Below are 25,216 nucleotides of genomic sequence, written 5' to 3' on the forward strand. Positions count from 1 at the left end.
CCGCTTACGCGTCGACTTCCACGAGCTGCTTCCCGTCGAAGGTCATGACCTCGAAGTGGTCGATCTCGTTGGGGGTGAAGGCCGCGCCGCCGTGGACGTAGAGGGGGGCTTTCGCCTCGTCCGTCTTGGCGTTCGGAAGGCCGTAGCCCCAAGTCGGGACCGACCAGGAGGTCACCGTCTCGCGCTCGCCGTTCTTTCCGACCGCGATCAGTGAGCACTTCTCCGGGCCCGCGACGTTCTTGAGCTCCAGTACGGCGTGGGTGCCCCAGGCCTTGGGCTCCATGGCCACGACGGCGGTGACCTTGGTGCTCGCGTCCGTGGCCGTGACCTTGTCGGTCATGACCTCGAAGGCCGCCTTGGCCGGACTGGTGGCGTGTGCCGAGGGCGTCGTAGTGCCCTCGTTGCCGCCGACCGCCATCACGGTCAGCGGGCCGCCGACGATCAGCGCGGCCGCGGCCGCCACCATGTAGAAGCTCCGCCGGCGCTTCTGGGCGCGCCGCTCGGACACCTCGTCGACCAGCCGCTCCGCGAGCTGTGGGCTCGGGCGTGCGGACAGCGACTCGCCGATCGCAGGGGTGCCCATCGAGGCGGGCAGATCCGCGAGCGCGGCGAGCATCGGCTCCATCCCGGCGAGCTCGTCGAGCTGCTGGGCGCACCACTCGCAGGTGGCGAGATGGCCTTCGAAAGCGGTTGCCTCGGCGTCGTCGAGAATCCCGAGGGCGTACGCGCCGACAGTCTCGTGAATGTCACCGGGACCCTGCTGCCCCTGTGGACTCTGCATGGCTCCCGGACCACCCGTTCCGTATCCCCCGTATGTGTTCATGCCGTCACCCCCCGCTCCTCCAGAGCCAGCTTCATCGACCGCAGGGCGTAGAACACCCGTGAGCGCACGGTGCCGCTGGGGATGCCGAGCGTCTCGGCCGCCTCATTGACCGTACGCCCCTTAAAGTATGTTTCGACCAAGACTTCCCTGTGAGCAGGGGTCAGGTCGTCCAGCGCGTCCGACAGTGTCATCAGCCACAACGCCTTGTCGATCTCGTCCTCCGCGGGGATGACCTCCAGCGGTGACGGGTCCACCTCCTGCGGCCGGGCCTGCCGACTGCGGTGTCCGTCGATGACGATGCGCCGTGCCACCGTCACCAGCCAGGGTCGTACCGAACCGGTTGCTCGATTGAGCTGCCCGGCATTCTTCCAGGCACGGATGAGGGTTTCCTGTACGACGTCCTCGGCACGTTGCCGGTCGCCCGCGACCAGCCGCAGCACATAGGCAAGCAGGGGTCCCGCGTGTTCTCTGTACAGCGCACGCATCAGTTCCTCGTCAGGCTCCGAGGACTGAGACGCGCGATGTCGTGCCCTTGGCGGGCGTTCATCAGCCACGGCGGAATCCTTGCGCACGCCTACCTCCGGTGTCCCCGATTCGACCGGGGTCCCCCAGTCGGTCGCTCACCACGGGGTACGGATCTCGGTGCGCGCGTGTTCAAAGGGGTCGCACATATTTCTTGGGCAGGATGTGAAGACGGTTACAAGATCACCCTTTGCAATTTCGTGATCACTGCCAGCAGTTGGAAGTGACCGCTCGTGGAGGTTCACGCGCGGGCGAGTGCCGCCCGCCGCCGGTGCCGGGCCACCCGCTCCCGGTTGCCGCACACCTCACTGGAGCACCATCTTCTGCGCCGGCCCCTGGATGTGTCGAGATAGACGATCGGACAGTTGTCGCCCTCGCACTGGCGCAGACTCGCCCGCGCCGCCGGGTCGGTGAGGAGTTCGAGGGCGTCCCGGCCGATCAGGGAGAGCAACTCGGCGCAGCCCGGCGGCGCGTGCAGCCGGCCGCGCAGGGAGCCGTCGTCCGCACGTACGGCCCAGGGCGCGGGCGGCGCGGCGAGGGCGGCCGCGTTGACGCGGGCGAGCGCCGCGTCGGCGGGCCGGGCGTCGAGCTCGCCGCGCACCAACCGGTCGACGTGCCCGCGCAGTTCGCGGAACCCCACGAGCCACGAGGGGTCGGCGCCCGCCAGGGGCGTGCCCGCGGGGACGAGCCCGGAGCGGGCGATCCAGGCGCGCAGGTGGTCCACCGAGTCGAGCCGTTCCTCGGGGTGGGTGGTCGCCAGCAGGTCCAGGCAGATCCGCCCGGAGTCGAATCGCAGCTCGTACGAGGCCGTGGCCATACCCGATGCCATGTGCCTGTCACCGCCTAGGGGTTACCGCCAGGAGCCTTCAGGGGGAGCTTTTAGGGAGTAGGTACCCCCTACAGTGCACGCGCGCACCCCCCGCCGGAAGACTTCCTGCCGCCCGCGCCCTGGACGTCCGCTTATGGGACCGCGCGGCTCGGCCATGTCACCCGCGCCGGAGCGCCGGTTGACTGGTTCCCATGACGGACAACAACAGCACGGGGCGGCGGACCACCGCCGGAGGTGTACTGGTTGCGGCCACGGTCGCGATGGGCCTGATCGCCGGGGTCTTCTACATCTACGCCTGCAACATCATGCCGTCGCTGTCCCGCAGCGACGACCGCGTCTTCATCGAGGTCATGCAGAACATCGACGACCAGATCCAGAACCCGGTCTTCTTCCTGAGCTTCATGGGCGCCCTGCTCCTCGCGGCGGTCGCCGCCTGGCAGTCACGCAGGTCGCCCCACCGCTGGTGGGTGTTCGCGGCCCTCATCGCGTACGCGCTCGCGTTCTTCGTCACCGTCGCCGCGAACATCCCGCTCAACAACGAGCTCGCGGACGCCGGTGACCCCGCGAAGATCGCCGATCCGGCCGCCGTACGCGAGGAGTTCGAGGACCCGTGGGTGGCCTGGAACGTCGTACGGGCGCTGCTGTCGACGCTCGCGCTGGCCTGCCTGGCGCGTGCCCTGCTGCTGTACCGCGGGCCTCACGCGTCGGCGTACTTGGAGTCCGCGGCCGGGTCGAGCGCCAGCCGGTAGCCGCGCTTGACCACCGTCTGGATGAGCTTGGGGGTGCCAAGTGCCGTACGCAGCCGGGCCATTGCCGTCTCGACGGCGTGCTCGTCCCGTCCGGCACCCGGCAGCGCGCGCAGCAGCTCGGCCCGGGCCACCACCCAGCCGGGCCGCCGGGACAGGGCGCGCAGCAGCGACATCCCGGCGGGCGGTACGGGCCGCAGCCGGTCGTCGACCACCACGGCGTGGCCGCGGATCTCGACCCGGTGGCCGGCGATGGGTAGCGTACGGGCCCGGCCGGGGAGTTCCTGGCACAGCACCTGTACGAGGGGGCCGAGCCGGAAGCGCTCCGGCTGGACCGTGTCGATGCCGTGGGCCTGCAACGGCAGCGCGGTGACCGGGCCGACGCAGACGGGCAGTACGTCGTGGTGCAGGGCGGCGAGCAGCTCGGGCAGCAGCCCGCGCTTCTCCGCCCTGGTCAGCAGGGACGCGGCGGCGGGCGCGCTGGTGAAGGTGATCGCGTCCAGGCCGCGGGTGATGGCCGCGTCGAGCATCCGGTCGACGGGGGCGATGTCCTCGGGCGGCATCCAGCGGTAGACGGGGACGACGACCACGTCGGCTCCGGCGGCCCGCAGCGACTCCACGAAACCGGGCAGCGGCTCCCCGTGCAGCTGGAGGGCGATACGGCGCCCCTCGACGCCCTCCTCAAGGAGCCGGTCGAGCACTTCGGCCATGGATTCGGAGGAGGGGGACCACTCCTCGGTCAGCCCCTGGGCCCGTATCGCGCCCTTGACCTTGGGGCCGCGGGCGAGCAGTTCGACGCCGCGCAGCCGTGCGAGCAGTTCCTCCCCGATCCCCCACCCGTCGGCGGCCTCGACCCACCCCCGGAACCCGATGGCGGTCGTGGCCACCACGACGTCCGGGGCCTCGTCGATCAGCTCCTTGGTGGCGACCAGCAGTTCGCTGTCGTCGGCGAGCGGCACGATGCGCAGGGCCGGCGCGTGCACGACCGAGGCGCCGCGCCGCTGGAGCAGCGCCCCGAGTTCGTCGGCGCGGCGGGCGGCGGTCACGCCTACGGTGAACCCCGCGAGGGGCCCGTGCGGCAGGGATTCTGGTCGCTGCTGTTCGTCGTACATGAGGGTCGTCCCGGCTCTCGTCCTGCACTCGAGTCGTCGTGCACTCAGGGCTGGCCTTACGGCTGACCGAGCCTGTCAACGCCCCGTGACAGGCCCGGATCATCCGCATGTCGCCCGTGTTACGTCACACCTCGGCGTAGCTGAGCTGCAGCTTCTCCTCCGTGGCCGGTGCCGAGGCCTCCTTGGCGGCGGCCGGGCGGCGAAGGTATACGGCCCAAGTGACCGCGAAGCAGAGCGCGTAGAAGGCGAGGAAGCCCACGAAGGCACCGGTGCCGGAGCCGACGCTCAGGAAGGACTGCCGGAAGGCGAGGTTGATCCCGAGCCCGCCGAGCGCGCCCACCGCTCCGATGAGCCCCATGGAGGCGCCGGAGAGCCGGCGCCCGTAGGCGGCCGCTTCCTCTCCGCTCAGTCCCTTGGCCACGGCCTTGGCCTGGAAGATGCCGGGGATCATCTTGTACGTCGACCCGTTGCCGAGCCCCGTCAGCACGAACAGCACGATGAACGCGGTGGTGAACAGGGCCAGCGACTCCTCCATCGAGGCGACGATGATGACCGCGGTCGCGGCGCCCATTCCGACGAAGTTCCACAGGGTGATCTTCGCGCCGCCGTAGCGGTCGGCGAGCCAGCCGCCGACGGGACGGATCAGGGACCCGAGCAGCGGCCCGATGAAGGTGACGTACGCGGACTCCAGCGGCGTACGCCCGAACTGCGTCTGAAGCACCAGGCCGAACGCGAAGCTGTATCCGATGAAGGACCCGAACGTCCCGATGTAGAGGAAGGACATGATCCAGGTGTGGGCGTCCTTCACGGCCTCCTTGGCGGCCCCGGTGTCGTTCTTCACGGACGAGATGTTGTCCATGTAGCGGGCGCCGAGGACGGTGGCGAGGACGATGAGCGGGATGTAGATGCCGAGCAGGACCCTGGGCCCACCACTCGCCCCGATGACGGCCAGCCCCACGAGCTGCACGACCGGCACGCCGATGTTGCCGCCGCCGGCGTTGAGCCCGAGGGCCCAGCCCTTCTTCCGCAGCGGGAAGAACGAGTTGATGTTGGTCATGGAGGAGGCGAAGTTCCCGCCTCCGACGCCGGCGAGCATCGCGCAGACCAGGAAGGTCCCGAACGACGTGCCCGGCTCCATCACCACGAACGCGGCGATGGTCGGTACGAGCAGCATGCTCGCGGCGATGATCGTCCAGTTCCGGCCACCGAAGCGGGCGACGGCGAAGGTGTAGGGGACGCGCACAATCGCGCCGACCAGCGTCGCCATCGACACGATGAAGAACTTGTCGGCCGGGGTGAGCCCGTACTCCGGCCCCATGAAGAGCACCATCACCGACCACAGGGTCCAGATCGAGAACCCGATGTGCTCGGAGAGCACGGAGAAGAAGAGGTTACGGTGGGCGACCTTCTCGCCGCCCTCGTTCCAGAAGGCCTCGTCCTCGGGATCCCACTCGTCGATCCAGCGGCCTCCCCTGCTCTGTGCGGGGGCTGCGGGCGGGGGGCCCGGGCTTGCGGCTGGGGCTGTCATGACGCCTCCACGGTTCTCCGGTGCTCAGGTCTGGTACTGGGGGGATGAGAACCGAAGGTAGGGAGGGCGCGTTTCCGGCCTGTGGCTGTGGGTGACCGGAATGGAACGTTGCTCTCACTCTGGGGGTGGGGCGGTGGTGAGGTTGGCGTATGGATTGGCGTGCGGGTTGCCGTCCGCGCTCGTCTTGCTCGTCATGCTTCGCCGCCGACTTCGCCACCGAAGAAGACCTGCACCTCCTGGATGAGCCCGTCCCGGACAGTGATCGCCTCGACGTTGCGATACCTGCCGCCCGTCGTGAGCTCGTACTCGTAGTGGACGAGGACGAGCTCTTCGTCCGCGGGGGTGACGTGCAGCAACCGCTGCTCCTTGAACCGGTCGGCGGTCGGGAAACACAGCTCGAAGAATGCTGCCTTGTCGATGTGATCGTCCCGCGGGCTCGTGAACGAGAAATCATCGGCGTAGAGAACGAAGGCCGCGTCGCGGTCCTGTGACCTGTAGTACCGGAACGCCGCTTCGACGACAGCTGTAGGACTGTTGACCATTCGGACTCCTCGGTCGGACGACTGGTCCTGTTCCGCCACGGTATATCCGCGTTTCGCGGACTCCGGCAGGGAGACGCGGCGGAACCCGGTCATCGCTCGACCCCGTCCGGGCGTAGCGCCTGACCAATTGGCAGACTCGTCCCACGCGACGGGCCCTCCGACCCGGCAAGCAACGGGCGCCGCCTCGCGCCTGCTGGAACCAAGCTGCCAATTGAAGCCGAGGCACAGGAAAGGGAGAGTTTTCATGTCCGCTGGATCACGGGCAGGCCGACCCGAGACGGCTCGGAAACCTCAACGCTCGACGGCCGGAAATATCGCTTTCGCGGCCGGATTGATCCTCGTCCTGGCGAGCACGATCCTCGGCGCTTTCGCGGGGGTCTACCTGACTCTCAAGTTGGCGGACGAGTCGTTCCTGTCGCCCGCGATCCCGGAAGACGGACGTATCGCCCTGGTGATCGGTGGGGTTGGGTTTGGTGCCATGGTCGGAGGGTTCCTGCCGCTGACCATATTGGGGCTCTTTGGCGGGACTGATGAGAACGGGACTGGTGAGAAGCCGAGGCTTCGCCCCATCGAGGCTTCCCGCAAGATGCTCGGTGTCCTTCTCTTCGGCATCTATCTGGTGGTCGTGTCCGTAGTCGTCGCCCAGCTCGGCTGGATCCTCCCCGAGGGCCTCGTTGTCCTCGCCGGCGTCTTCGCAGTCGGCTTCGGGTGGGTTCCTCTGGCGCTGCTCCCCTGGGAGCGATTCGGCCTTGAGGGCGTGAGAAGTCGGTTCGCGTCGAGCAAAAAGGCAAACTGAGTGGGCACGAGGAGCGACTCGATCCTGCAAGTCCGTCCATGCGGCTGCTACGCCTTCTTCGTCTCCAGGACGGTTACGCGCGGCAGGGAACGGTGGCGGTGGTGGGCGTCGGCAATCTCCGCCAGCGAGGGGCGGTCCAGCGCGCGATAGGCCATCACGAGGAGTTCGTTCGCGAGTGTCTCGCGGACCGGGTCACCATGTGACGCCCAGTGCAGGTCGCGGCCCAGGACCAGGGCCTCCGCCGGATCGCCTGCCGAACACCGGCCGCGGGCGTCCTGCACGCTCGCCTGCAGCGCCGCGGGATCCTCGAACAGGGCATACATGTACGTCGCGAACTTGTACTCGTCCGCCTGACCGTGGGCAGGGCGGTCCAGCGCGGTTCCGCCCGTCACGAGTGCGCCCGCGCCGTCCAGCGTGGTGAGCCGGCCGAGGTCCACGGGCGGGACGATCGCGTCGTAGGCCATGGAATAGGCGATGCCCGCCTCGGGCCGGCCCCCGGTCTCGTGGACGGTCAGCGCATCGCGCAGCAGACCCAGGCGGGACCGGCGCGCGGCTGTCTCCTCGTCCTGCATGCCGTCGTCATCGAGGTCCCGCCAGCAGCGTTCGAGGATCGCGCGCAGCGCCTCCAGCGGAGTTCCCGAACGGGTGTCGATTCCACCGCCATCGTTGTTGTAGTACGAAGCGACCCCACTGCAGGTGCGGCCGTCGTCGAACCACAGCCCGTGGTGGAGGCCGTCTGAGCCGCCGTGCATAAAGGTCAGAAACTCGGGCGGGTCACGGTAGTAGCGACCGTGCACCCGTACGTCGATCCCCTCGCACGGCCGCAGTCCTGCGTCGGCGAACAAGTCCATGATGCCGACGGGCGACACGTCCAAGTCCCGGAGCGCCTGCTGTTCGACCGGCCCCAAGGACTCCAGAAACGCCCAGAACCGAAAGATCGACTCCGGTAGTTCGAAACCCCAGTCCCGCAGGAAGCGCTCTTCGGTGCCGACCCGGCCGGCGAGGCTCTCGGTCTTCTTCCCCTGCATCGAAAGACCCCCGGGTTTCATGGCGCACACATGACCACTGCTACGAAGGCCGAGGCTACCGAACCGACAACACGGCCGACTTGGCGACCTGCGTGCCCCGTTGCTTCGCCGAGCTGTGGGGCTGAGATGGGCAACTTCGCGTGTACGGGGTTGAGCACTGGTACCTGTTGTGCCGACACGGAGCGCGCCTTGCAGGAGACGCCCTCCCGTTCCTGGATGCTCCTCTCACCGAGTGGCGCGGCCGCCATCCAGGGTGTTTCACTCGCCCGCATGTCAACGACTCTCGGCGCATCCCATCCCAACCCAGCTGCCTATATGTTGCGAACCGCAGCCAGTGCCGCCGGCCGCAGCTACAAGCAGGAGTTACTGGAACTGCTGGACATACACGCAGGGCAGACCGCACTCGATCTGGGATGCGGCCCTGGTACTGACCTGCCGGCGCTGGCGGAACGCGTCGGCGCGAGCGGCGCAGTGATCGGCGTGGACCGTGACCCGGCAATGCTCGCCGAGGCACGCCGACGCACGAGCGGCCTGCCTTCGGTGGAGATCCGCGCGGGTGACGCCCACTCCCTCCCTGTCGAGCCCGGCACAGTCGACCGAGCCAAAATCGATCGCGTTCTCATGCATGTCACCGAACCCGCCGACGTGTTGGCACAACTCCACCTGGCCACCCGGCCAGGGGCACGGATCGGTCTTGCCGAGCCGGACTGGGACACCCTGATCGTTGATGCGGAGGATCTCGGCACAAGCCGCGCCTTCACGCGTTACACCACATCAGAATGTATCCGTCACGCCACCATCGGCCGCAGCCTCGCCCGTCATGCCGATCAGGCAGGCTTCACCGTCGAGACGGTGACCGCCACGACTCCGCTCTTCCTCGACTTCCAGGACGCGGACCACACCCTGGGGCTTGGCCGCAACATGCAGCAAGCCATCGCGGATGGTCACATCGACGAAGCACGCGGCCGCCAGTGGTTCGCCTCGCTCTCCGAAGGCCCGTTCTTCGCTTCCTTCACCCTCGTCAGCGTGATCTGCTCCCGCTGACAAGAGCAACGGGAGCAGGCAGAGCTGAATGGGCCCAGATCCAGCCGCCTTCCGGGGCCACGTCAAGGTTCTGGCCACCGAGAGGCGGCGCCCGACCAGCTACCGATCACACGCCGCCCGCGCCGTCCACATTCCATTCCAGCGGGAGAGACTCGTCGCAGAAGACGCAGACGAAGTTCTCCTCCCGAACGATGTTGAGTTGCCGGCACGACGGGCAGCGTCGGAACGCCACCTCGTGGGTGAAGCCCAACGGACGAACGATCCCAGCTCGGTCCAGAGCAACCGCGACGGCCGGCCACGAGCTGATTTCCGGGCAATAGCCAGTCGACTGATTGCTGATCTCGTCGACCAACCACCGCCCGAACTCCCGGCGGAAGCTCACTTCGCCGGCGCTCAGTACCGCCTCTCCGCCGGCACACGCCACGTGTTCACTCCGGCGCGGCGCCAGCCGTAGGACTCGGGCAGCGTCGACGACAAAGGTGAACGGCTCTGCGAGTTCCTCCGTGGTCCTCCCCAAGACCCACTCGTCGAAATCAGCCGCCGAGAGCATGCTCCGGCCCTCGCCTCCCGGCCGGACCAGTGCCCTCAAGTCGGCAGGCCCCACATAGCGATAGCCCCGCCCCTGCATGTTCATGCTGCTCAACCTAGCCACACCCCACAGGCCATGAACTGGCGAATCTCCGTCGCTTCGTGCCGTCCTCTCGGTCGACGGAGTCCTCTCCTCCCAGTCAGCTTGCATTACTTGCGTCTGACTCCAGGGGACTCTCGAAACTGACCGTTTCGGCAATCTGTTGGAGGACCGCACGGTATTCCTCACGACGGACCACGGCCGTGGTGCTCAGTGTGAGGACGATCAGGCGCTTGCAGTCCGTGTGTGGCAGGTGGGCGTGGATCTGGAGGAGCGGAAGCCGCGGGAGGCCGCTGTCGGCGGAGGCTGTGCGCACGGTCTCGCTGAGGGTGGCCGGGCCGCAAGGCAGTTCGAGGTACTCAATGTGGGTGTGGCCCGCGGCGGAGGTCACGGCGCGTGCGGCGGTGACGGCCCTTGGGGCCACGGCCGTGTCTCGCCAGGAGAGGGTGAAGAGGGAGAACAGCGGCTGACCGCTACTCGTGCCCGTGTCGTCCAAGTCGTCGCGGTGCAGACCGATCGAGCAGTGCACCGTGCCGACCTCGCGCATGGCTCCGAGCAACTGCTGGCCCTGCGTGAACTCGGCAATGAACTGCTGGCGGGCCATCTCGTCAGGCGCCGAGTCGAGGAACGGAGCCAGGGCGGAGCGCAGTTCCCCGGCCGCCGGAGAATCGGGCTCGGACAACAGAGCATCGAGGGGGAGGGCGGTGAAGCCAGGTGGTTCGGCAAACCAAGCCTCCGCGCCGGGGTCTTCGACGGACTCGTGGAGGATGATGACGGGGGTGTTCATGGGTCCTGTCCGTCGATGGCAGAGAGCGCTAGCGAAACGCAGGGCGTTAACGGGATCTCGGGACAGCGTCGAAGAGCAATGCCCCGGCGCGGCGAGCTCGGTCGAGATGGACTGGACTGACGTCCTCCCAGTGCCTACGAGCAACAGCCTTGTAGAAGGCGGAGGGTTGATAGAGGAAGTGCAATCTCCGGGGTGCGGCGGCGCCTCTGGCCGACGCTGCGACAACACCGACAAATCGAGGGTCCCCGGCGAACCAGAGCGGCTCCAGTTGGGCCTTGAGCGCGGGCTCGGTACGAGGGCCTCCGATGCGCTTCATCCACCAATAGGCGCGGTGATGCTTGACGAAGACGAGCGGAATCGCCTTCGATCGTTCATCAGGGTTGGGTAGTTCGATCCAAATACCATCGTTTTCCGCATCTGGGTGCTGGTCCAGGCCGCGAGATAGGCCGGAGAGCAACTGCCAGGGATAGGTTCGCAGGACTCGCAGCATGTGAAAGGCCAGTGGGAAATAGCGCACTTGGATGACTGCCCGATACGCCCCGTAGAGGAAGTAGGGCATGAAGATCCATACAACCCAGTTAGGGGTGTAGGTAGAGACGCCGAGCAGCGCGATCCAGCCGCCGATCCAGCCGACCAAGCCGAGAGCATTCATGGCCATGTGCCCTGCCCAAGCCCGGCGGGTGGGCGGGTGCTCCCATGCGGTGGGGTAGTCGGCGGGATTCACAGGCGTTCTCTCTCCGTGTGGGAAGGGTCAGAAGACATGGCCGAGGAGCTTGAAGAACCCACCATTGTCGAGAACAAGCCGCGTACCATCGATCCCGGCGACTGTACCGTCCTTGATGCCGTCGTCATCAGCGTCCACCAGACTGTCGTACAGGCCGAACCCGCCTGTTACCGCGCCGGTCAGGCCTGAGGTAACGGTTACATTCTTGATTGCCGCCGCGTGGCTACTGGCGCTGACGCCTCGCACCATCCATCCAACCAGCGGGTTATCCAGGCGGGTGATGGCCCGCGCCTCATCCATGGTCTTCGTGCCGTACATGGCCATCTTCTGGCCAATGCTCAGTGTCGCGGTACTTTGGGTAATGGCCCGGACGCCTGTAAAGGCCCCCTTGCCGATTGCCCCGATCCCCGGCAGAGATCCCGCCAGGTCAGCTCCACTTGAGACCGCGTTACTCCAGAAATCGGCATCCAACTCGCCTTTGGTGAAGCCGTCCCACAGGGATGCTCGCACCTCCGGATCCGAGATGCGCAATACGAACGCCGTCAAACTGATCGCCGATGCTGTCAGCATCAGAGCCGCCACCGCCGCGATGCCCCATCCCAGCGGCCCGGCGAGGATGAGCGCTGCCAGGCCGATGGCACCTGCCACAAAACTGAGGATGTCCGGCAGATTCTCGCCAAGCCAGTCGAGCGCCGAGTCGAACCATCCCGGCTCATGCGGCGCCAGCTTCTTCGTGGCGTCACGGATCTTGCCCGCCCGGTACTGAGCCTGATGCTCGTGCTCCTCCGCGAGCTTCCGGGCTCTCCCCCGGATCTTCTCCAGTTCGTCCTCGGCGTCGTCCACCGCCGTGTTCGCCTGGGTCATAGCCTGCTGTGCGTCGTCGTGCTTGGCGCCCTTCTTGTCCAGGTCAGGACTGTCTCCTGCCTTGCTGGCGTGGCCCTGCGCCCGGTCCACGGCGGCCTGCGCGTCCTTCGCGTCTTCCTCAAGACGCTTCGCCCGGCGCTGGAAGTCTTCCAACTCGCCGTCCCAGCGATCGAGTTGCTTGGCCGCCTTGCGAATGGAGTGAGCGGCGTTCTTCAAGTTCAACGGCAGCGGACCACCGTCGAGCTGCTCGCGGAAGGCGACAGCCGCGTCACCCTCCCAATAGCTGCCGTCCATCAGCTTGGTGACAAGTTCATGCGTCTCTTCCAGAACCTTGGCGCACCCGGCAAGCTTCTTGTGCAGGCCGCTCACTGTCTCGGTACTGCCCGGCACAGGGTTGAAGCCCAGGTTCGGGTAATCAGGGTTCGGGATGTGCGGCGCGGACTTGAGTCCCTGGGGTTTACCCAGGTCGGCTCGGGACTGCGGGTCGAGGGCGGCTCCCGAATCCCCAGCACCAGACGAGTGCGTCACTTCGAACCCCTGCTCTTGCCCTCGCCGGGTTTCTTGAGCGCTTCCTCCAAGGCCTTGTCGACCTCGCGGTAGCTGTCCCTGCTCTTTCCGATGATCTTGGCCAGATCTTCGGTCTGCTCACCGATCTGATCGGCTCCGTACTTCCAGTCATCCTGAAAGTCCTCGCAGGCGCGGTCGAGATCGTCGGTACCGAGACCGGTGACGGTCGCGTCTTCCAACGCCCTACGCATGCCTTTCAGTGAGTCGGTCGATTTCCTGAGCATCTTCATGAAGTGCGCCAACTCATCGCCGTCGACGGCCAGCCGATCCGCCACGCGTCTCTTCCCGGATTCTCTTCGTACGCCGGTTGCCCCAGCGTCAGCGGTTGACGGCCTGAATCTCCTGCACAATGACGTCCTGCTCCGCCCCGAACGCGCCGTCCGGCAGGCCCACTGGCTCGTTCACGCCGGTACCGGTCCAGTGAATCTTCCAGGTGATGGTCGCCCTGAGCTTGTACGAGTCGTCGCCCGAGGACCGCAGGTACTTCACTCCGCACGGCGGGGTCTCGTCCGACTTGCCCGCGGCGTACGCCTCGCCGATCTTGCCGTTGTTGATCTCGCAGACTCCGGAGGCCGGGTACGTCGTGGCGTCGCCCGTGCCCGGCTCGATCTTCACGGAGACCGGCTCCGCGACGGTCGTCGCCTCGACCCCGAGCAACGGAACGGACGCCGTGACCGACACCGGCTTGAACTCCGCCGTGTCCAGCCACGCCCACGTCGGCAGATTCACCTTCGTCGTACCGGCCGGAGCCAGATCCACCTTGGTCGACGGCACACGGATCTCGGCGTACGCCAACTGCGCCAGGATCTCGGGCGTGATCGCTTCCGGGATATCCGCCGGCGGAGGTTCCCCCGTGTCCACCCAGAAATACGGCTTGTCACAGTCCAGCGCGCCCGGCTCACCCGCGCGCCCCTCCGCTACATACCCGGACCACCAATAGCCCTTGCCGGCCTTGTCCTTGTTGAAGTCCTTGTACGGCTCACCGTCGACATAGCGCTTACGCTGCGAGGCATCCCACTCGTAGCCAGTCGACCCCGCCTCCCAGATCGGCTCCAAATGCTCCTGCAACTGAGCCGGCGAATACATGGGCGCGTAATAGCAAGCAGGCGGGGTCCACGTGCTGGTGCTGGACGCCACCGGACCCGCCGACTCACCCGAACCATTCTTCGAACGGTCGAAGACAACAGCACCCGCAGTCGCCGAGATATTGCCCTCGCCATCAGAGTCGCCGGATGCACTCCCGCTGGGAGGAGGCGCCTGGGCGCCACCACCGATGCCGTTGTCAGCCATGGCGGGAGCAGTGCCCATGACGACCGAGCCGAGCAGCAGAGAAGCGATCAAGATTCGTGAACCGGCGCTCAGGGCTGGCACTTGGCACTCCCCCTCTGGGAAAGAAGCTTCTCGATGACCCAGACGCCGTCGGCGTTCTTGTGCAGCTGAGTGTTGTAGAGCACGTAGCTGTTCTTGGTGACGGCAGTCTTGTCGACCTTCTTCGTCTCCAGGTACATGTCGTACGCCTTGCCCTGATCCTCGCAATACACAAGCGACGCACTGTCGGAGTCGCTGACGTTGACCACCGCGTCGTAGTAGCGATAGGCACCAGTCGTGCGCGCTTTGGCCTCGACATACGCCTCGATGAACGTCTGTGTGTTCGCTGCCGCCTCCCCCTCGTAGTAGAAGAGGTATGCCTTGTCGAGGGCGTCCTGGTTCGCGATGGCGAGGTCCACCGCCTTGATGGACTGCTCGCTGTCGCTCAGGACCGCATCCTTGTTCTCGTCGCCGGTCTTGGGCCAGTCGAAGGTGTACGTCAGATCCGACGGCAGCTCGACCTTCGGCCGGTCGGCGGCTGCCGAGGCGGAGGCACTTGGCGACGCCGACGTCTCACTCCCCGTATCGGCCCCGGCGATCTTGTCGTTGCCCGTGGAGTCACCGTCACCGCCCCCACAGCCAGTCAGAAGGACGGCCGTGGCCGCGCAAAGGGCGGCAGTGGCAAGCAGACTGGGACGGCGGTTCACGGCAGACTCCTGTGCGGCGTGGGGTTCGGGAGGGCAGCCACACGGTATCGGGGGCGCGTGTGGCGACACCAGAGCGAATTACGTCAACAGGGCGCGCAGGTCGGGAATATCGCCATGTATCACTCCTAACCGACGGCCCGGAACCTTCGATTGAGTGATGTTGGACGTCGGAAAGCGTCACCACGTTGGCCACCGCAAAGACCGCCGAGCGCTATCCAAAGCTCGGCGATCGCCACCCGTCCCGCTTGCGACCAACCCAGTCCCCCGCACCTTTGGCTCGCGCCCCCGCCCCGTACCCAACTCGGCACTGCCGTCCTGGACGCCGGCGTCGGCCGCGAATTCCTCGACGCAGAAATGTAGTTGCACCGCCAAGGTCGCCAACTACGTCCACGTAACCCGCAGCCCGATCCCGCCGCCGTCCACCTGCGCCTCGACAGCCTGCGCAAACTCATGCGCGCGCTCAGGACCCGCGCTCAGCTCACTGGCGGTCCTTCCCTCCTCCGGCAAGCACCTAGTAACTTCGCACCCGCGTACGGTTATTGGTGAGGCGGGCGTGACGGGGGTTGCGGCGTGGCGGGGAATCGGCCGAGTGACTGGCATGTCCTGGACCTGGACAAGGATCCGACGCCGGGGGATCCGGACCGTGTGCGGTCGCTCGCCAAGAACCTGCGAGGCAAGTGAAAGTGCCAGGACAAGTCATCCCCATTCCGGAGGCGAGTCTCGCTCGCGAGATCTTCGGCCCGCTCGGCGGCATCATGGAGATCGGGGCCGTGCAAGCCACCGGTACCTGGACGCTCCCTGACGTGTCGATGGGAGACTTTCTGGCACCTCGGCAGAACGAGGTGGATCGCCTACTGAGCGGTATCCGCACCGTCTGCGGCTTCAGCGACGCGTCCATGGCGATCCTCGACGAGCTGGGCCGGTTTCGCGATCACGAGGTGATCGCCCCCTTCCTGCTCCTCTGGTCCGGTGGTGTCGAAGGGGTCCCGGAACGCCGCGAAGAACTCGAAGAACCCCGGACAGTACGCCGCATGTGCCACATGGGGGCTGACCTCCAGCTCACGCAGTTCCTGCAAGCGCTGATCAACGGGGCCCTCGCCGCAGGAACCGAGGCACGACAGGGAGCGGGGGCGGTTGCCGAAATCCTCGGGATTGCGGTCGACCTGGCGGACGGGACGGGGCGAACCACTCCGACGGGCGTCTTCAGGACCTGGAGGGTCGCTTGCCTTCCGAGCATTCTTCGCCCGGAATCGAGCGCGCCGGAGAGCGGCAGAGCAGGCTTCCGGGCGTACGCCCGCCGGCTGGAGGAACTCCTCGACACCGGCGGCCAGGAGGAACCCGACGCCTGAGACAGGGAGCCGGGCGCCAACTTGACGGCGGCCCGTGCCCCGGTCGGTCAGCGGTTCACGGCCTGAATCTCCTGCACAATGACGTCCTGCTCCGCCCCGAACGCGCCGTCCGGCAGGCCCACTGGCTGGTTCACGCCCGTGCCCGTCCAGTGAATCTTCCACGTGATCGTCGCCCTGAGCTTGTACGAGTCCTCGCCCGAGGACCGCAGGTACTTCACTCCACACGGCGGAGTCTCGTCCGACTTACCCGCCGCGTACGCCTCACCGATCTGACCGTTGTTGCTGATCTCGCAGACACCGGAGGCCGGGTACGTCGTGGCGTCGCCCGTGCCCGGCTCGATCTTCACCGAGACCGGCTCCGCGACAGTCGTCGCCTCGACACCGAGCAACGGAACCGACGCCGTGACCGACACTGGCTTGAACTCCGCCGTGTCCAGCCACGCCCACGTCGGCAGATTCACCTTCGTCGTACCGGCCGGAGCCAGATCCACCTTGGTCGACGGCACACGGATCTCCGCATACGCCAACTGCGCCAGAATCTCGGGCGTAATCGCCTCCGGGATGTCCGCCGGCGGGGGTTCGCCCGTGTCTACCCAGAAGTAGGGCTTGTCACAGTCGAGCGCGCCCGGATCACCCGCACGCCCCTCCGCGACATACCCCGACCACCAATACCCCTTGCCGGCCTTGTCCTTGTTGAAGTCCGTGTACGGCTCACCGTCGACATAGCGCTTGCGCTGCGAGGCGTCCCACTCATAACCCGTCGACTCCGCCTCCCAGACCGGCTCCAACTCCGCCTGCAACTGGGCCGGCGAATACATCGGGGCGTAGTAACAAGCAGGCGGGGTCCACGTGCTGGTGGTGGACGCCACCGGACCCGCGGACTCGCCCGAGCCATTCTTCGAGCGGTCGAAGACGACAGCGCCCGCAGTCGCCGAGATATTGCCCTTGCCATCGGCGTTGCCGGAAGGGCCCGTGGTGTCGGATCCCTGGCCGTCGCCCGGCCCGTACGCCACAGCGGTGCCGGGCAACCCGGCGACGCAGACGGCAACCATCGCACTCAGGGCCAAGGTGCGCCCCCGTCCGCTCAGGCGGCGCATGTTTTGTCTCCCCGTTTCGAGATCAGGTTCGTTGCTTGCCACACGCCCTGTCCGTTCTTCTCAAGGCGCGTGTTGTACAGCACGTACGGGCTTTCGTCCGAGGCCGTCTTGTCGACCTTGTTCGTCTTGCGGTTCTTGTTGAACCCCTTGCTCTCGTCAGCGCAGTAGACGACATCCGCCGACTTCGCACCGGACAGGGTGACTTTGGGGGCGTAGTAACGAGTCGTGCCGGTGAAGGACAAGTTGGAGTCCACGTACGCCTGTACCCACTCCACCGCGTCGCTCAACGCCGTGTCCCGGTAGTAGAAGGAAAGGCCGGGCGCACCTGTATCGCCCTGCAGGATGGCGTAGTTCGTGGCGTCGATGCGCCCGGCGGTGTCCGCCAGGACCGCGTCCTTGGCGTCGTCGCCGGTCTTCCAGTCCTCGTACTTGTCCGTGACGTCCGACGGCAACTCGACCTTCGGCCGGTCGGCGGCCGCCGAAGCGGAGGCACTTGGCGACGCCGACGTCTCGCTTCCCGTATCGGCCCCGGCGATCTTGTCATTCCCCGCAGAGTCACCGTCACCTCCCCCACAGCCAGTCAGAAGGACAGCCGTGGCCGCACCGAGGGCGGCCGTGGCGAGCAGGCTGGGACGGCGGTTCACAACGGACTCCTGTGCGGCCTGGGGTTCGGGAGGGCAGCCACACGGTATCGGGGGCGTATGTGGTGACACCAGAGCGAATTGCTTCCAAGGGGAAGTCAAGTCAGGCATACGCCTACAGAACATGGCTAATTCGCGGTGCGGAACCTTCGATTCAGTGATCTTGATGGTCTGAATCCGTCACCACGTTGGCCCCTGCAAAGCCGGGACCACCAACACCGGATCCCTCACGTATGCGGGTGCGTACGCAGGTACGCACCCGTCGGCATACGCCCCCGCATCAACCCTTCCGCCGCCCCCGCGAAGCCCCCCGCTTCGCCCCGTCCGGCCACAGCCTCGGGCTCCGCTGTGCCGCCAGGTCCTCGACCCAGCCCACGGAGACGATCGCGAGGGCTATCAGGGGCCAGACCAGTACGAACATCCACAGCATGTACGTCGAGTCCAGCAGCCCCGTCGCCCCTTCGCCCTGCATGAACGGCAGGTTGTACGCGAGGTCGATGATGGGGACCGTGGCCATGATCAGCATGTTGTGCCAGAGGTAGATCGTGACGGCTCGGTTGTTGGAGAGGGTGACGAGCTTGTCCCACTTGGCGAGGCGGCCCGGGAGCTCCTGCCAGGACGGGGCGTACTGGAGGAGGATGACGACGAAGCCGAAGGACCAGGTCGCCTGGGCCAGCGGGATGTCGTTCAAGTCCCAGCCGTCCGGGCCCAGATGGCCGGACGCCCACCACAGGCCGAAGGCCATGAGCAGGACCGAGCAGGAGACCGCGAGGTAGCGGGGAACCTTCGCCAGTACGCCTTCCTGGTGGGCGAAGCCCAGGACCCAGCAGCCGCCGAAGACCGCGAAGTCCGAGACGGCGTTGCCCGTTTCGCCGGGGATCGACACCACGCCGGTGCCGACCACCGCCGTCAGGGCGAGGGGGGCGAGCAGCGTGGGCCAGGGTGCGCGACGGAACGCCCACAGCAGCAGCGGGGAGGCGATCACGAACCACAGGTAAGCGCGCAGGTACCACAGGGGGCCCGCCGCCTGGACCGCCCAAGTGTCCTCCAGGAGGCCCGACTTGGAGCCGATGTTCCAGGGGAACGGCGGAGCGCCGATCGGGATGACGTAGTTGATCATCTCGACCAGGCCCCAGGTGCCGCCGTGGTCCGGGTCCTCGGACAGATTCCAGCCGCCCGCGAACAACAGGACCAGCACCACCGCGCTGAACACCCAGAGCGGCGGCAGCAGTCGGCGGACACGGCCACGGATCACACCCCACGCCGGACGGCTCAGTGAGCGCGCCATCAGCGAACCCGCCAGCGCGAACATCACGCCCATGGAGGGGAAGAGGACCGTCAGCCACGCCCAGCCGAAGAGGTGGTACGCGACCACGCGGACCAGGGCGATCGAGCGCAGCATGTCCAAGTAGCGGTCGCGGCCCGGCCTCTTCGGACCCGCGGACGGGGCCGCAGCCGCAGCCGGGGCCACATCCGGAGCCCCCGGGGCGTTCGGAGCCCCCGGTGCCGCACCCCGTTCAGGCAGGACAGCCTTGGGTGCCCCCAACGGCGGCGTGGCACCCGCCGCGTAGTCGTGCGTCGTCATCCGACCGGCCTCCGATTGTTCGAGTTCCGATCCTTCGAGCTCTGGTCGTTCGGGTTCCGGTCACGCGAATCCCGGTCCGGCTGGCGCGGGATCGCCCCCGGTGCCCCCACGACACCCGTACGGCGCAGCTTCTGCCAGCGCAGCCGGCCGCCGGTGAGGGCGGTGATCCAGGACTGGAGCAGGACCACGTACATCAACTGCCGGTAGAGGATCTGCTGGAGCGGGAGGGATATCAGGTGCGTCATGCGTTCCCGGTCGAGGCGGAAGGCGTACGCCGCGCAGACCGCCTGGATGGCCAGTACGCCCAGCCAGGCCACGATCGTCTTCTGCGTCGGGCCGAAGACGAGTCCGTAGAGGAGGAACACGTCGATCAGCGGGGCGAGAAGCGGGGCCAGGATCATGAAGAGGGACACCAGGGGCATGCCCACGCGGCCGAAGCGGCCCGACGGGCCCCGTTCGATGACGGCCCTGCGGTGCTTCCAGATCGCCTGCATCGTGCCGTACGACCAGCGGTAGCGCTGGGACCAGAGCTGCTGGACGGTCTCCGGTGCCTCGGTCCACGCTCGGGCGTTCTCCGCGTACACGACCCGCCAGCCGTCGCGGTGCATCGCGATGGTGATGTCGGTGTCCTCGGCGAGCGTGTCGTCGCTCATGCCGCCGACGCGTTCCAGGGCGGAGCGGCGGAAGGCTCCGACGGCGCCGGGGATCGTCGGCATGCAGCGGAGCATGTCGTACATACGGCGGTCCAGGTTGAAGCCCATCACGTACTCGATGTGCTGCCAGGCGCCGATGAGGGAGTCGCGGTTGCCGACCTTCGCGTTGCCGGCGACGGCGCCGACGGACGGGTCGGCGAAGGGCTGGACCAGTTCGCGTACCGTCGCGGGTTCGAAGACGGTGTCGCCGTCCATCATCACGATGAGGTCGTGACGGGCGTTCGCGATACCGCGGTTGAGGGCGGCGGGCTTGCCGGCGTTGAGCTGCCGTACGACGCGCACGTTCGGCAGGCGCAGGTCCTCGACGATGCGGGCCGTGCCGTCGCTCGAGCCGTCGTCGATGACGATGATCTCGATGGGATGCTCGCTCGCCATCAGTGAATGAACCGTGTTTTCAATGCACTTGGCCTCGTTGTACGCCGGGACCAGCACCGACACCGGTTCGGTGATCGGCACCGGGCCCCAGCGGAATCCGGCGCGCCGCACCCGGCGGGCGTGCAGCACGGAGAGCAGGAGCATCAGGCCGAAGCGGGTGAAGACCAGCACGCCGATGACGGCGATGCCGACGACGAGGGCGTCGGTGGTCTTCTCGGAGGCCTGGACCAGGTTGACCCAGGCCTTGCCCTTCCACAGGTCGAGGCCGGTGACCGGGGTGCTCGCGCTGGGGGCGTCGAGCGCTTCGGTGAGGTTCTGGAACTTGTAGCCGCGGTCCTGGAGTTGGGGAAGGAGCCTGTCCAGCGCCTGGACGGTCTGGTGGCGGTCGCCGCCGGAGTCGTGCATCAGGACGATCGCGCCCTTGCCGCGCCTGGGCGTGGCATTGGCGATGATCTTGCGGACGCCGGGCTTCTTCCAGTCCTCGCTGTCCGTGTTGTTGACGACGGTGATGTAGCCGCGGGTGCCTATGTACTGCGTCACGGGCCAGGACTTGTTGTCCATGGCGTCGGAGAAGGACGAGTACGGGGGGCGGAAGAGGGACGTACGGATGCCCGCCGCGCCCGCCAGCGCCAGCTGGTTCTGGGACAGCTCCCAGTCGATGCGCTTCTTGGACTGGTAGGAGAGGTCGGGGTGGTTGAAGGTGTGCAGGCCGACCTCGTGACCCTCGTCCACCATGCGCTGCACCAGGTCCGGGTAGCGCGAGGCCATGGTGCCGGTGACGAAGAAGACGGCGTGCGCGTCGTACTTCTTCAGGACGTCGAGGACTTTCGGGGTCCACGTCGGGTCCGGGCCGTCGTCGAAGGTGAGGACGAGACGGTGGTCCGGGACTCTCAAGGTGGTCGTGCGGCCGCTGCGGGTGTCGATGACCGGGCCGCCCTTGAGGATCTTCTCGGGCACCTGGTCGTAGGACACCGCTGGGCGGACGCGGTGGTCGGCGAGGATCTCGCTGTGTACGTAGCCGCGCAGCATCAGCATCGCCATCAGGGCGATGAGGATGAGCGAGGGCAGCAGGTAGCGCATGGGCAGCCGTCGGCGCCCCGCGCTTCGTTCGGGTCGCCTCGCGCGGGGCGCGGAGGCGTGACGGCTGGTGCGGGATGCCATCAGAGGATGTTCTCCGGGGACGAGGAGCTGGTGGTGCTGGACTCGGGCTCAAAGGTCGCTACGGGGTTCTGCTCGACGGCGCCGTCGGCGACTGCCCCGGAGTCGCCGCCGGTGACCGCGCTGTCCGACGGGGCGGGCGTCGTGGCGGTGTCGGTCGGAGTGGGGTCCGGGGAGTTGGTCGCCGTGTCGGTGGGCTCCGGATCCGGGTCCGGCGTGGTGCTGGTGCCCGGGTCCGGCGAGGTCGTGGCGGGCGTCGACGGGTCCGGGTCGGTGGACGTGCCCGGGTTCGCGGCGGTGCCGGAGGCGGCGGGTGTCGGGCTGGCGCCCGGTGCCGGCGTCGTACCGTCACTGGCCGTCGCGGACGCGCCCGGCGAGGCGCTGCCCGTGCCGGTCGGGCCTGCCGTCTCGGCCGGCAGCGGTGACGTGTCGACCTGGCCGGCGGGCTGGTCCTCCTGCTGGCCCGGCATCGGGATCCAGGGCGCGTTGGAGTTGCCCGACAGGAGGGTGACGAGGATGACGACGGCGTAGACCGCGCAGGCCAGGCCCACGAGCATGCCCAGGCGGCGGTATCTGCGGCTGCGGCGACCCGACTCGTCGACGAAGACCGGACCGTCCGAGCCGTCCTGTGCGGCCGGGGCGTCCTTGGCCTGCTGGACCAGCCAGTCCTCGAGCTGACGTCCGACCCCGTCGAGCTGGATCGTCACCTCGTGGGGGTCGTGGGTGTGCCCGGGGTCGTCCTGCTCCCAGGTGTGCCCCGGGTGCTCCGGGCCGCCGGGATCGCGTTCGGCACCACCCGACCGGAATTCCGGCTCCACCGAAGAAGACTCAGACTCCGAGTCCGGGTCCGGTCCTGCTTCCGGCGCACGCTCCGCGCTCGACCCTTGTCGCTGGGTCAGCGGCCAGGACGACGTTCTACCGGCGGCTTCCGGCCAGACCACCGACCCGTCGGGCTCCTGCCGAGGGAACCGCTCGGTTCCACGCGGCTGCGCATGCGAATGCGGCTGCTGCGGCTGATGCTGCGGCTCTGGATACGACGGATCGACTCCGCGCCCACTCGGCTGATCGACATCGCGTCCGACCAGTTGGGCGTCTTTCCGCCAATTTTCTACGTGCACGCGCATCCCCCCACGGGACAGTCACCGGGTGTGCGCACGACGCCGGGCCTTGCTCATTTGTCGTCACGGAATGGGCCCCCACCCACTCCAGCGCCCCCCACTACCACACTGCGCCCGGACCCAGAATGTAGCGCACGCCAGAGACACACATCGCTTTGTCTCACCTGTGGCTCATCATGATGAGTGCATCTGCGGCCGGAATCCACCCGTCCTCGGGCCGCCGGGGCCATGCTTCTTCGCCCGCGAGTTCGACGGCTGCCCGGCGGAGGGCAGCAATCCCCGGATGCACCAGCCCCTTCCGCCACACCAGAGACACCGGTGACAGGGGGACGGGGTCGACGAGAGGTCTCAGGACCGTTTCAGGCATGGCCGGAAAATCCACCACGGCGAGAACGGGGGTCCGTGTCTTGGCCATGATCCGCCGGAACTCCTCCGCTCCGATGGCCACCGGCGCCGGTGAGGCGAGCTCGATGCCGCGTCCCTCGAACAGGCGGCGGGCAAGGTCGGTCCACTCCAGCGTGCGCGGATTTCCCGCACCCGCGTACACGGTCTCGCCCGCGAGCGCGGCCAGCGGCACCGCGTCCAGGGCGGCGAGGTGATGGTCCTCGGGCAGGATGACGGCCATCGGCTCGTACCGAACGGGCTGCTGCTCCAGCCGGGCCCGCAGCACCGGGTCGAGCCCCGCGAACCGCCCGAACGACGCGTCGAGGCGACCCGCGAGCATCTCCCCCGCAGCGCCGGTGAGCCCGCTCTCGAAGCGGGCCATCAGCTCGCTGCCGGGGGCGAGCTCGCGGGCCCGGTCGAGGACCCGGCCGGAGAGCAGTCCCGGGGTGTTGATGTCGACGAGGAGAGGCCGTTCGCGCTGCCCCCGCGTGAAGGCGGCCAGCAGCTCGTCCTGCGCCTCCAGCACGCGCCGCGCGTACGGCAGCAGCCGCTCGCCGTCCGCCGTGAGTGTCACCTGCCGGGTCGTGCGTACGAAGAGTTCGGCGCCCAGCTCCCGTTCCAGCCGCCGGATGTCCCGGCTCAGTGCCTGCTGGGCGACATAGAGGCGGGAAGCCGCACGGGTGAAGTGCAGATCCTCGGCAACCGCCACGAAGGCGCGCAGGAGGCGGGGATCAAGGGTCGGCTGCGGAGCGGGCATCACGCGAACCTACAACCCAGGTGCGTGAATCGCCACGGAGTAGGTGTTGGACCCCGGTCACCACCCCGAGCGACGGTTGATCCATGCCGCAACACCCCTCCGACCAGCCACACTTGCCACTCCTCACCGTCACGGGCGACACCCTCGTAGCCGTCGACTTCCGGCCACGCTTCAAGCAGCGGCGCCCACCGGGCCCGTACCGCCGCCTCTTCACCACCCCCGGCACTCGCGCCTTCACCCTCGGAAACCTCCTCGCCCGTCTCCCCATGGGCATGTTCAGCGTGAGCGCGGTCATCATGATCGCGGGAGCACGAGGCTCATATGCGCTCGCCGGTGCCGTGACGGCGACGGGCCTGGCTGCGACGGCGGTGGTCGCCCCCTGGACCGCACGTCTCATCGACCGCCACGGCCAGGCACGCGTCGCAGTGCCGGCGACGGCCTTCGCCCTCCTCGGCACCATCGCGCTGATGCTGTGCGTGCACCACGGAGCACCCGACTGGACCCTGTTCGTCTCGTACGCCGCCACGGCCACGATCCCCAACACGGGCGGCATGTCACGCGCCCGCTGGGCCCACCTCCACCAGGGCGACGACAAGGCCCTGCACACCGCCAACTCCTTCGAACAGGCCGCGGACGAGCTGTGCTTCATGCTGGGCCCGGTCCTCGCGGCCTTCCTGTGCGGAACCTTGTTCCCGGAGGCGGGCACGCTGGTCGGAGGCGTCCTGATGATGACGGGCGTACTGCTCTTCGCCGCCCAGCGCTCAACGGAACCGCCACCCCAGCCACGTACGAACGCCAAGTCCCCCCTCCGCGCCCCCGGAATGCCCCCACTCCTCCTCGGATTCCTCGCCACGGGCGCGGTCTTCGGCTCAATGGAGGTGGTCACGATCGCCTACGCCGACGCACAGGGCCACAAGTCGGCAGCGGGCGCGGTCCTCGCCCTCCAGGCCGCGGGCTCGTGCGCAGCGGGCCTGCTGTACGGAACCCGCAAACCGACCGGCCCCACCGAACAGCGCTACATACTCTGCGTCGCAGCCATGGCGGCGCTACTGACCCTCCCCCTGCTCGCCGCCGCCCTGACCAACTCCCTCCTCGCCCTCTCCGGCACCCTCCTCCTCGCCGGAATGGCGACCGCCCCAACCATGGTCACCGGCATGGCCCTGGTCCAACACCACACTCCCGAGGGCCGATTGAACGAGGGCATGACCCTCGCGGTAACAGGCCTGCTGGGCGGGATCGCCTGCGGCTCAGCGGCCGGCGGATTGGTGGTGGAGGGAATGTCGACGACGGCGGGATACGGAGTCCCGGTCACGGCAGCAACGCTGGCGCTGCTGATCGCGTCGCTCTCGGGGCGAAGCCGCCGAGGCGCCTGACGGGCCGCCCCCCGGTGGACGGCAGGCCGAGGCAGCACGCACCCGCACCCGCGAGATCACCGAAGGGGACGTGCCGGAACGTCCGCCCGCAGCGGCTGGCGCGTCAACACC

General features: G+C 67.7%; 25 protein-coding genes. 5 read left to right on the forward strand and 20 right to left on the reverse strand.

Features of this window, described 5'->3' with window-relative positions; genetic code table 11:
- Positions 1–4: 4 nt before the first annotated feature.
- The 3 genes from OG219_RS19010 to OG219_RS19020 form a co-directional block, all read right to left on the reverse strand.
- Positions 5–781 (reverse strand): zf-HC2 domain-containing protein, encoded by a 777-nt coding sequence (locus OG219_RS19010; RefSeq protein WP_266828084.1) that lies wholly within the window; start codon positions 779–781, stop codon positions 5–7.
- A 38-nt stretch (positions 782–819) separates the two neighbouring features.
- The gene (locus tag OG219_RS19015) at positions 820–1,395 is read right to left on the reverse strand and encodes a sigma-70 family RNA polymerase sigma factor (protein WP_266460930.1); all 576 of its coding nucleotides are present in this window, start codon (positions 1,393–1,395) and stop codon (positions 820–822) included.
- Positions 1,396–1,586: 191 nt separating this feature from the next.
- Positions 1,587–2,174 carry an ABATE domain-containing protein gene (locus OG219_RS19020; protein ID WP_266828085.1) on the reverse strand — a complete coding sequence of 196 codons (588 nt, stop codon included), beginning with the start codon at positions 2,172–2,174 and terminating at the stop codon, positions 1,587–1,589.
- A 191-nt stretch (positions 2,175–2,365) separates the two neighbouring features.
- Between OG219_RS19020 and OG219_RS19025 the strand changes: the two genes are divergently transcribed.
- A complete protein-coding gene (locus OG219_RS19025; RefSeq protein ID WP_266828086.1) occupies positions 2,366–2,923 on the forward strand; it encodes a DUF1772 domain-containing protein in 558 nt (185 codons plus the stop codon).
- Here OG219_RS19025 and OG219_RS19030 read toward each other — a convergent pair.
- The 3 genes from OG219_RS19030 to OG219_RS19040 form a co-directional block, all read right to left on the reverse strand.
- Entirely contained in the window at positions 2,872–4,032 is a 1,161-nt protein-coding gene (locus OG219_RS19030; protein ID WP_266828087.1) for a uroporphyrinogen-III synthase, read from the reverse strand. The two genes, OG219_RS19025 and OG219_RS19030, sit on opposite strands and share 52 nt — an antisense overlap.
- 124 nt (positions 4,033–4,156) lie before the next feature.
- Entirely contained in the window at positions 4,157–5,560 is a 1,404-nt protein-coding gene (locus OG219_RS19035; RefSeq protein WP_266828088.1) for a NarK/NasA family nitrate transporter, read from the reverse strand.
- Between the two features lie 191 nt (positions 5,561–5,751).
- Positions 5,752–6,102 carry a nuclear transport factor 2 family protein gene (locus OG219_RS19040; RefSeq protein WP_266828089.1) on the reverse strand — a complete coding sequence of 117 codons (351 nt, stop codon included), beginning with the start codon at positions 6,100–6,102 and terminating at the stop codon, positions 5,752–5,754.
- Between the two features lie 244 nt (positions 6,103–6,346).
- Here OG219_RS19040 and OG219_RS19045 point away from each other — a divergent pair, with 244 nt between their 5' ends.
- Positions 6,347–6,898: a hypothetical protein gene (locus OG219_RS19045; protein ID WP_266828105.1), complete on the forward strand. Its 552-nt coding sequence runs from the start codon at positions 6,347–6,349 to the stop codon at positions 6,896–6,898.
- A gap of 47 nt (positions 6,899–6,945) precedes the next feature.
- On the opposite strand, the gene OG219_RS19050 is transcribed toward OG219_RS19045, so the two are convergent.
- Positions 6,946–7,926 (reverse strand): ADP-ribosylation family protein, encoded by a 981-nt coding sequence (locus OG219_RS19050; protein ID WP_266828107.1) that lies wholly within the window; start codon positions 7,924–7,926, stop codon positions 6,946–6,948.
- A gap of 270 nt (positions 7,927–8,196) precedes the next feature.
- Between OG219_RS19050 and OG219_RS19055 the strand changes: the two genes are divergently transcribed.
- Complete coding sequence (locus OG219_RS19055) at positions 8,197–8,970, forward strand: methyltransferase domain-containing protein (protein WP_266828109.1); 774 nt, start codon at positions 8,197–8,199, stop codon at positions 8,968–8,970.
- A gap of 106 nt (positions 8,971–9,076) precedes the next feature.
- Here the strand turns inward: OG219_RS19055 and OG219_RS19060 are convergent, their stop codons facing one another.
- From OG219_RS19060 to OG219_RS19090, 7 genes are all read right to left on the reverse strand, one after another.
- Entirely contained in the window at positions 9,077–9,604 is a 528-nt protein-coding gene (locus OG219_RS19060) for a hypothetical protein (protein WP_266828111.1), read from the reverse strand.
- A 94-nt stretch (positions 9,605–9,698) separates the two neighbouring features.
- The gene (locus OG219_RS19065) at positions 9,699–10,385 is read right to left on the reverse strand and encodes a hypothetical protein (protein ID WP_266828113.1); all 687 of its coding nucleotides are present in this window, start codon (positions 10,383–10,385) and stop codon (positions 9,699–9,701) included.
- A gap of 46 nt (positions 10,386–10,431) precedes the next feature.
- On the reverse strand, positions 10,432–11,043 hold the full coding sequence (locus OG219_RS19070) for a hypothetical protein (protein ID WP_266828114.1): 612 nt from the start codon (positions 11,041–11,043) through the stop codon (positions 10,432–10,434).
- Between the two features lie 93 nt (positions 11,044–11,136).
- Positions 11,137–12,501 carry a hypothetical protein gene (locus tag OG219_RS19075; RefSeq protein WP_266828115.1) on the reverse strand — a complete coding sequence of 455 codons (1,365 nt, stop codon included), beginning with the start codon at positions 12,499–12,501 and terminating at the stop codon, positions 11,137–11,139.
- On the reverse strand, positions 12,498–12,815 hold the full coding sequence (locus OG219_RS19080) for a hypothetical protein (protein WP_266828116.1): 318 nt from the start codon (positions 12,813–12,815) through the stop codon (positions 12,498–12,500). The genes OG219_RS19075 and OG219_RS19080 overlap by 4 nt, the downstream gene beginning before the upstream one ends.
- Positions 12,816–12,858: 43 nt before the next feature.
- A complete protein-coding gene (locus OG219_RS19085) occupies positions 12,859–13,911 on the reverse strand; it encodes a hypothetical protein (RefSeq protein WP_266828117.1) in 1,053 nt (350 codons plus the stop codon).
- The gene (locus OG219_RS19090) at positions 13,899–14,555 is read right to left on the reverse strand and encodes a hypothetical protein (protein WP_266828119.1); all 657 of its coding nucleotides are present in this window, start codon (positions 14,553–14,555) and stop codon (positions 13,899–13,901) included. The genes OG219_RS19085 and OG219_RS19090 overlap by 13 nt, the downstream gene beginning before the upstream one ends.
- A 683-nt stretch (positions 14,556–15,238) precedes the next feature.
- Between OG219_RS19090 and OG219_RS19095 the strand changes: the two genes are divergently transcribed.
- Complete coding sequence (locus OG219_RS19095) at positions 15,239–15,904, forward strand: hypothetical protein (RefSeq protein ID WP_266828121.1); 666 nt, start codon at positions 15,239–15,241, stop codon at positions 15,902–15,904.
- Between the two features lie 47 nt (positions 15,905–15,951).
- On the opposite strand, the gene OG219_RS19100 is transcribed toward OG219_RS19095, so the two are convergent.
- From OG219_RS19100 to OG219_RS19125, 6 genes are all read right to left on the reverse strand, one after another.
- A complete protein-coding gene (locus OG219_RS19100; protein WP_266828122.1) occupies positions 15,952–17,001 on the reverse strand; it encodes a hypothetical protein in 1,050 nt (349 codons plus the stop codon).
- Entirely contained in the window at positions 16,989–17,645 is a 657-nt protein-coding gene (locus tag OG219_RS19105) for a hypothetical protein (RefSeq protein ID WP_266828124.1), read from the reverse strand. Before OG219_RS19105 ends, OG219_RS19100 begins: the two co-directional genes overlap by 13 nt.
- Positions 17,646–17,922: 277 nt before the next feature.
- On the reverse strand, positions 17,923–19,227 hold the full coding sequence (locus tag OG219_RS19110; protein ID WP_266828126.1) for an acyltransferase: 1,305 nt from the start codon (positions 19,225–19,227) through the stop codon (positions 17,923–17,925).
- Positions 19,224–21,476, reverse strand: a complete 2,253-nt coding sequence (locus OG219_RS19115) for a glycosyltransferase (RefSeq protein ID WP_266828128.1) — start codon at positions 21,474–21,476, stop codon at positions 19,224–19,226. The genes OG219_RS19110 and OG219_RS19115 overlap by 4 nt, the downstream gene beginning before the upstream one ends.
- A complete protein-coding gene (locus tag OG219_RS19120; RefSeq protein WP_266828130.1) occupies positions 21,476–22,291 on the reverse strand; it encodes a hypothetical protein in 816 nt (271 codons plus the stop codon). The genes OG219_RS19115 and OG219_RS19120 overlap by 1 nt, the downstream gene beginning before the upstream one ends.
- 460 nt (positions 22,292–22,751) lie before the next feature.
- The gene (locus OG219_RS19125) at positions 22,752–23,732 is read right to left on the reverse strand and encodes a LysR family transcriptional regulator (RefSeq protein ID WP_266828131.1); all 981 of its coding nucleotides are present in this window, start codon (positions 23,730–23,732) and stop codon (positions 22,752–22,754) included.
- 83 nt (positions 23,733–23,815) lie between these two features.
- Between OG219_RS19125 and OG219_RS19130 the strand changes: the two genes are divergently transcribed.
- Entirely contained in the window at positions 23,816–25,105 is a 1,290-nt protein-coding gene (locus OG219_RS19130) for an MFS transporter (RefSeq protein WP_266828132.1), read from the forward strand.
- Positions 25,106–25,216 lie beyond the last annotated feature (111 nt).

Origin of the sequence: Streptomyces sp. NBC_00038 (assembly GCF_026343635.1) — a bacterium.
GTDB lineage: Bacteria > Actinomycetota > Actinomycetes > Streptomycetales > Streptomycetaceae > Streptomyces.

Excerpts from the sequence above, each read along its gene's own strand:
- OG219_RS19030 (WP_266828087.1), bottom strand. The coding sequence starts at position 4,032 with ATGTACGACGAACAGCAGCGACCAGAATCCCTGCCGCACGGGCCCCTC.
- OG219_RS19115 (WP_266828128.1), bottom strand. The coding sequence starts at position 21,476 with ATGGCATCCCGCACCAGCCGTCACGCCTCCGCGCCCCGCGCGAGGCGA.
- OG219_RS19065 (WP_266828113.1), bottom strand. The coding sequence starts at position 10,385 with ATGAACACCCCCGTCATCATCCTCCACGAGTCCGTCGAAGACCCCGGC.
- OG219_RS19110 (WP_266828126.1), bottom strand. The coding sequence starts at position 19,227 with ATGACGACGCACGACTACGCGGCGGGTGCCACGCCGCCGTTGGGGGCA.
- OG219_RS19010 (WP_266828084.1), bottom strand. The coding sequence starts at position 781 with ATGCAGAGTCCACAGGGGCAGCAGGGTCCCGGTGACATTCACGAGACT.
- OG219_RS19020 (WP_266828085.1), bottom strand. The coding sequence starts at position 2,174 with ATGGCATCGGGTATGGCCACGGCCTCGTACGAGCTGCGATTCGACTCC.
- OG219_RS19100 (WP_266828122.1), bottom strand. The coding sequence starts at position 17,001 with ATGCGCCGCCTGAGCGGACGGGGGCGCACCTTGGCCCTGAGTGCGATG.
- OG219_RS19125 (WP_266828131.1), bottom strand. The coding sequence starts at position 23,732 with ATGCCCGCTCCGCAGCCGACCCTTGATCCCCGCCTCCTGCGCGCCTTC.
- OG219_RS19045 (WP_266828105.1), top strand. The coding sequence starts at position 6,347 with ATGTCCGCTGGATCACGGGCAGGCCGACCCGAGACGGCTCGGAAACCT.
- OG219_RS19055 (WP_266828109.1), top strand. The coding sequence starts at position 8,197 with ATGTCAACGACTCTCGGCGCATCCCATCCCAACCCAGCTGCCTATATG.
- OG219_RS19040 (WP_266828089.1), bottom strand. The coding sequence starts at position 6,102 with ATGGTCAACAGTCCTACAGCTGTCGTCGAAGCGGCGTTCCGGTACTAC.
- OG219_RS19025 (WP_266828086.1), top strand. The coding sequence starts at position 2,366 with ATGACGGACAACAACAGCACGGGGCGGCGGACCACCGCCGGAGGTGTA.
- OG219_RS19050 (WP_266828107.1), bottom strand. The coding sequence starts at position 7,926 with ATGCAGGGGAAGAAGACCGAGAGCCTCGCCGGCCGGGTCGGCACCGAA.
- OG219_RS19035 (WP_266828088.1), bottom strand. The coding sequence starts at position 5,560 with ATGACAGCCCCAGCCGCAAGCCCGGGCCCCCCGCCCGCAGCCCCCGCA.
- OG219_RS19130 (WP_266828132.1), top strand. The coding sequence starts at position 23,816 with ATGCCGCAACACCCCTCCGACCAGCCACACTTGCCACTCCTCACCGTC.
- OG219_RS19070 (WP_266828114.1), bottom strand. The coding sequence starts at position 11,043 with ATGGCCATGAATGCTCTCGGCTTGGTCGGCTGGATCGGCGGCTGGATC.
- OG219_RS19060 (WP_266828111.1), bottom strand. The coding sequence starts at position 9,604 with ATGAACATGCAGGGGCGGGGCTATCGCTATGTGGGGCCTGCCGACTTG.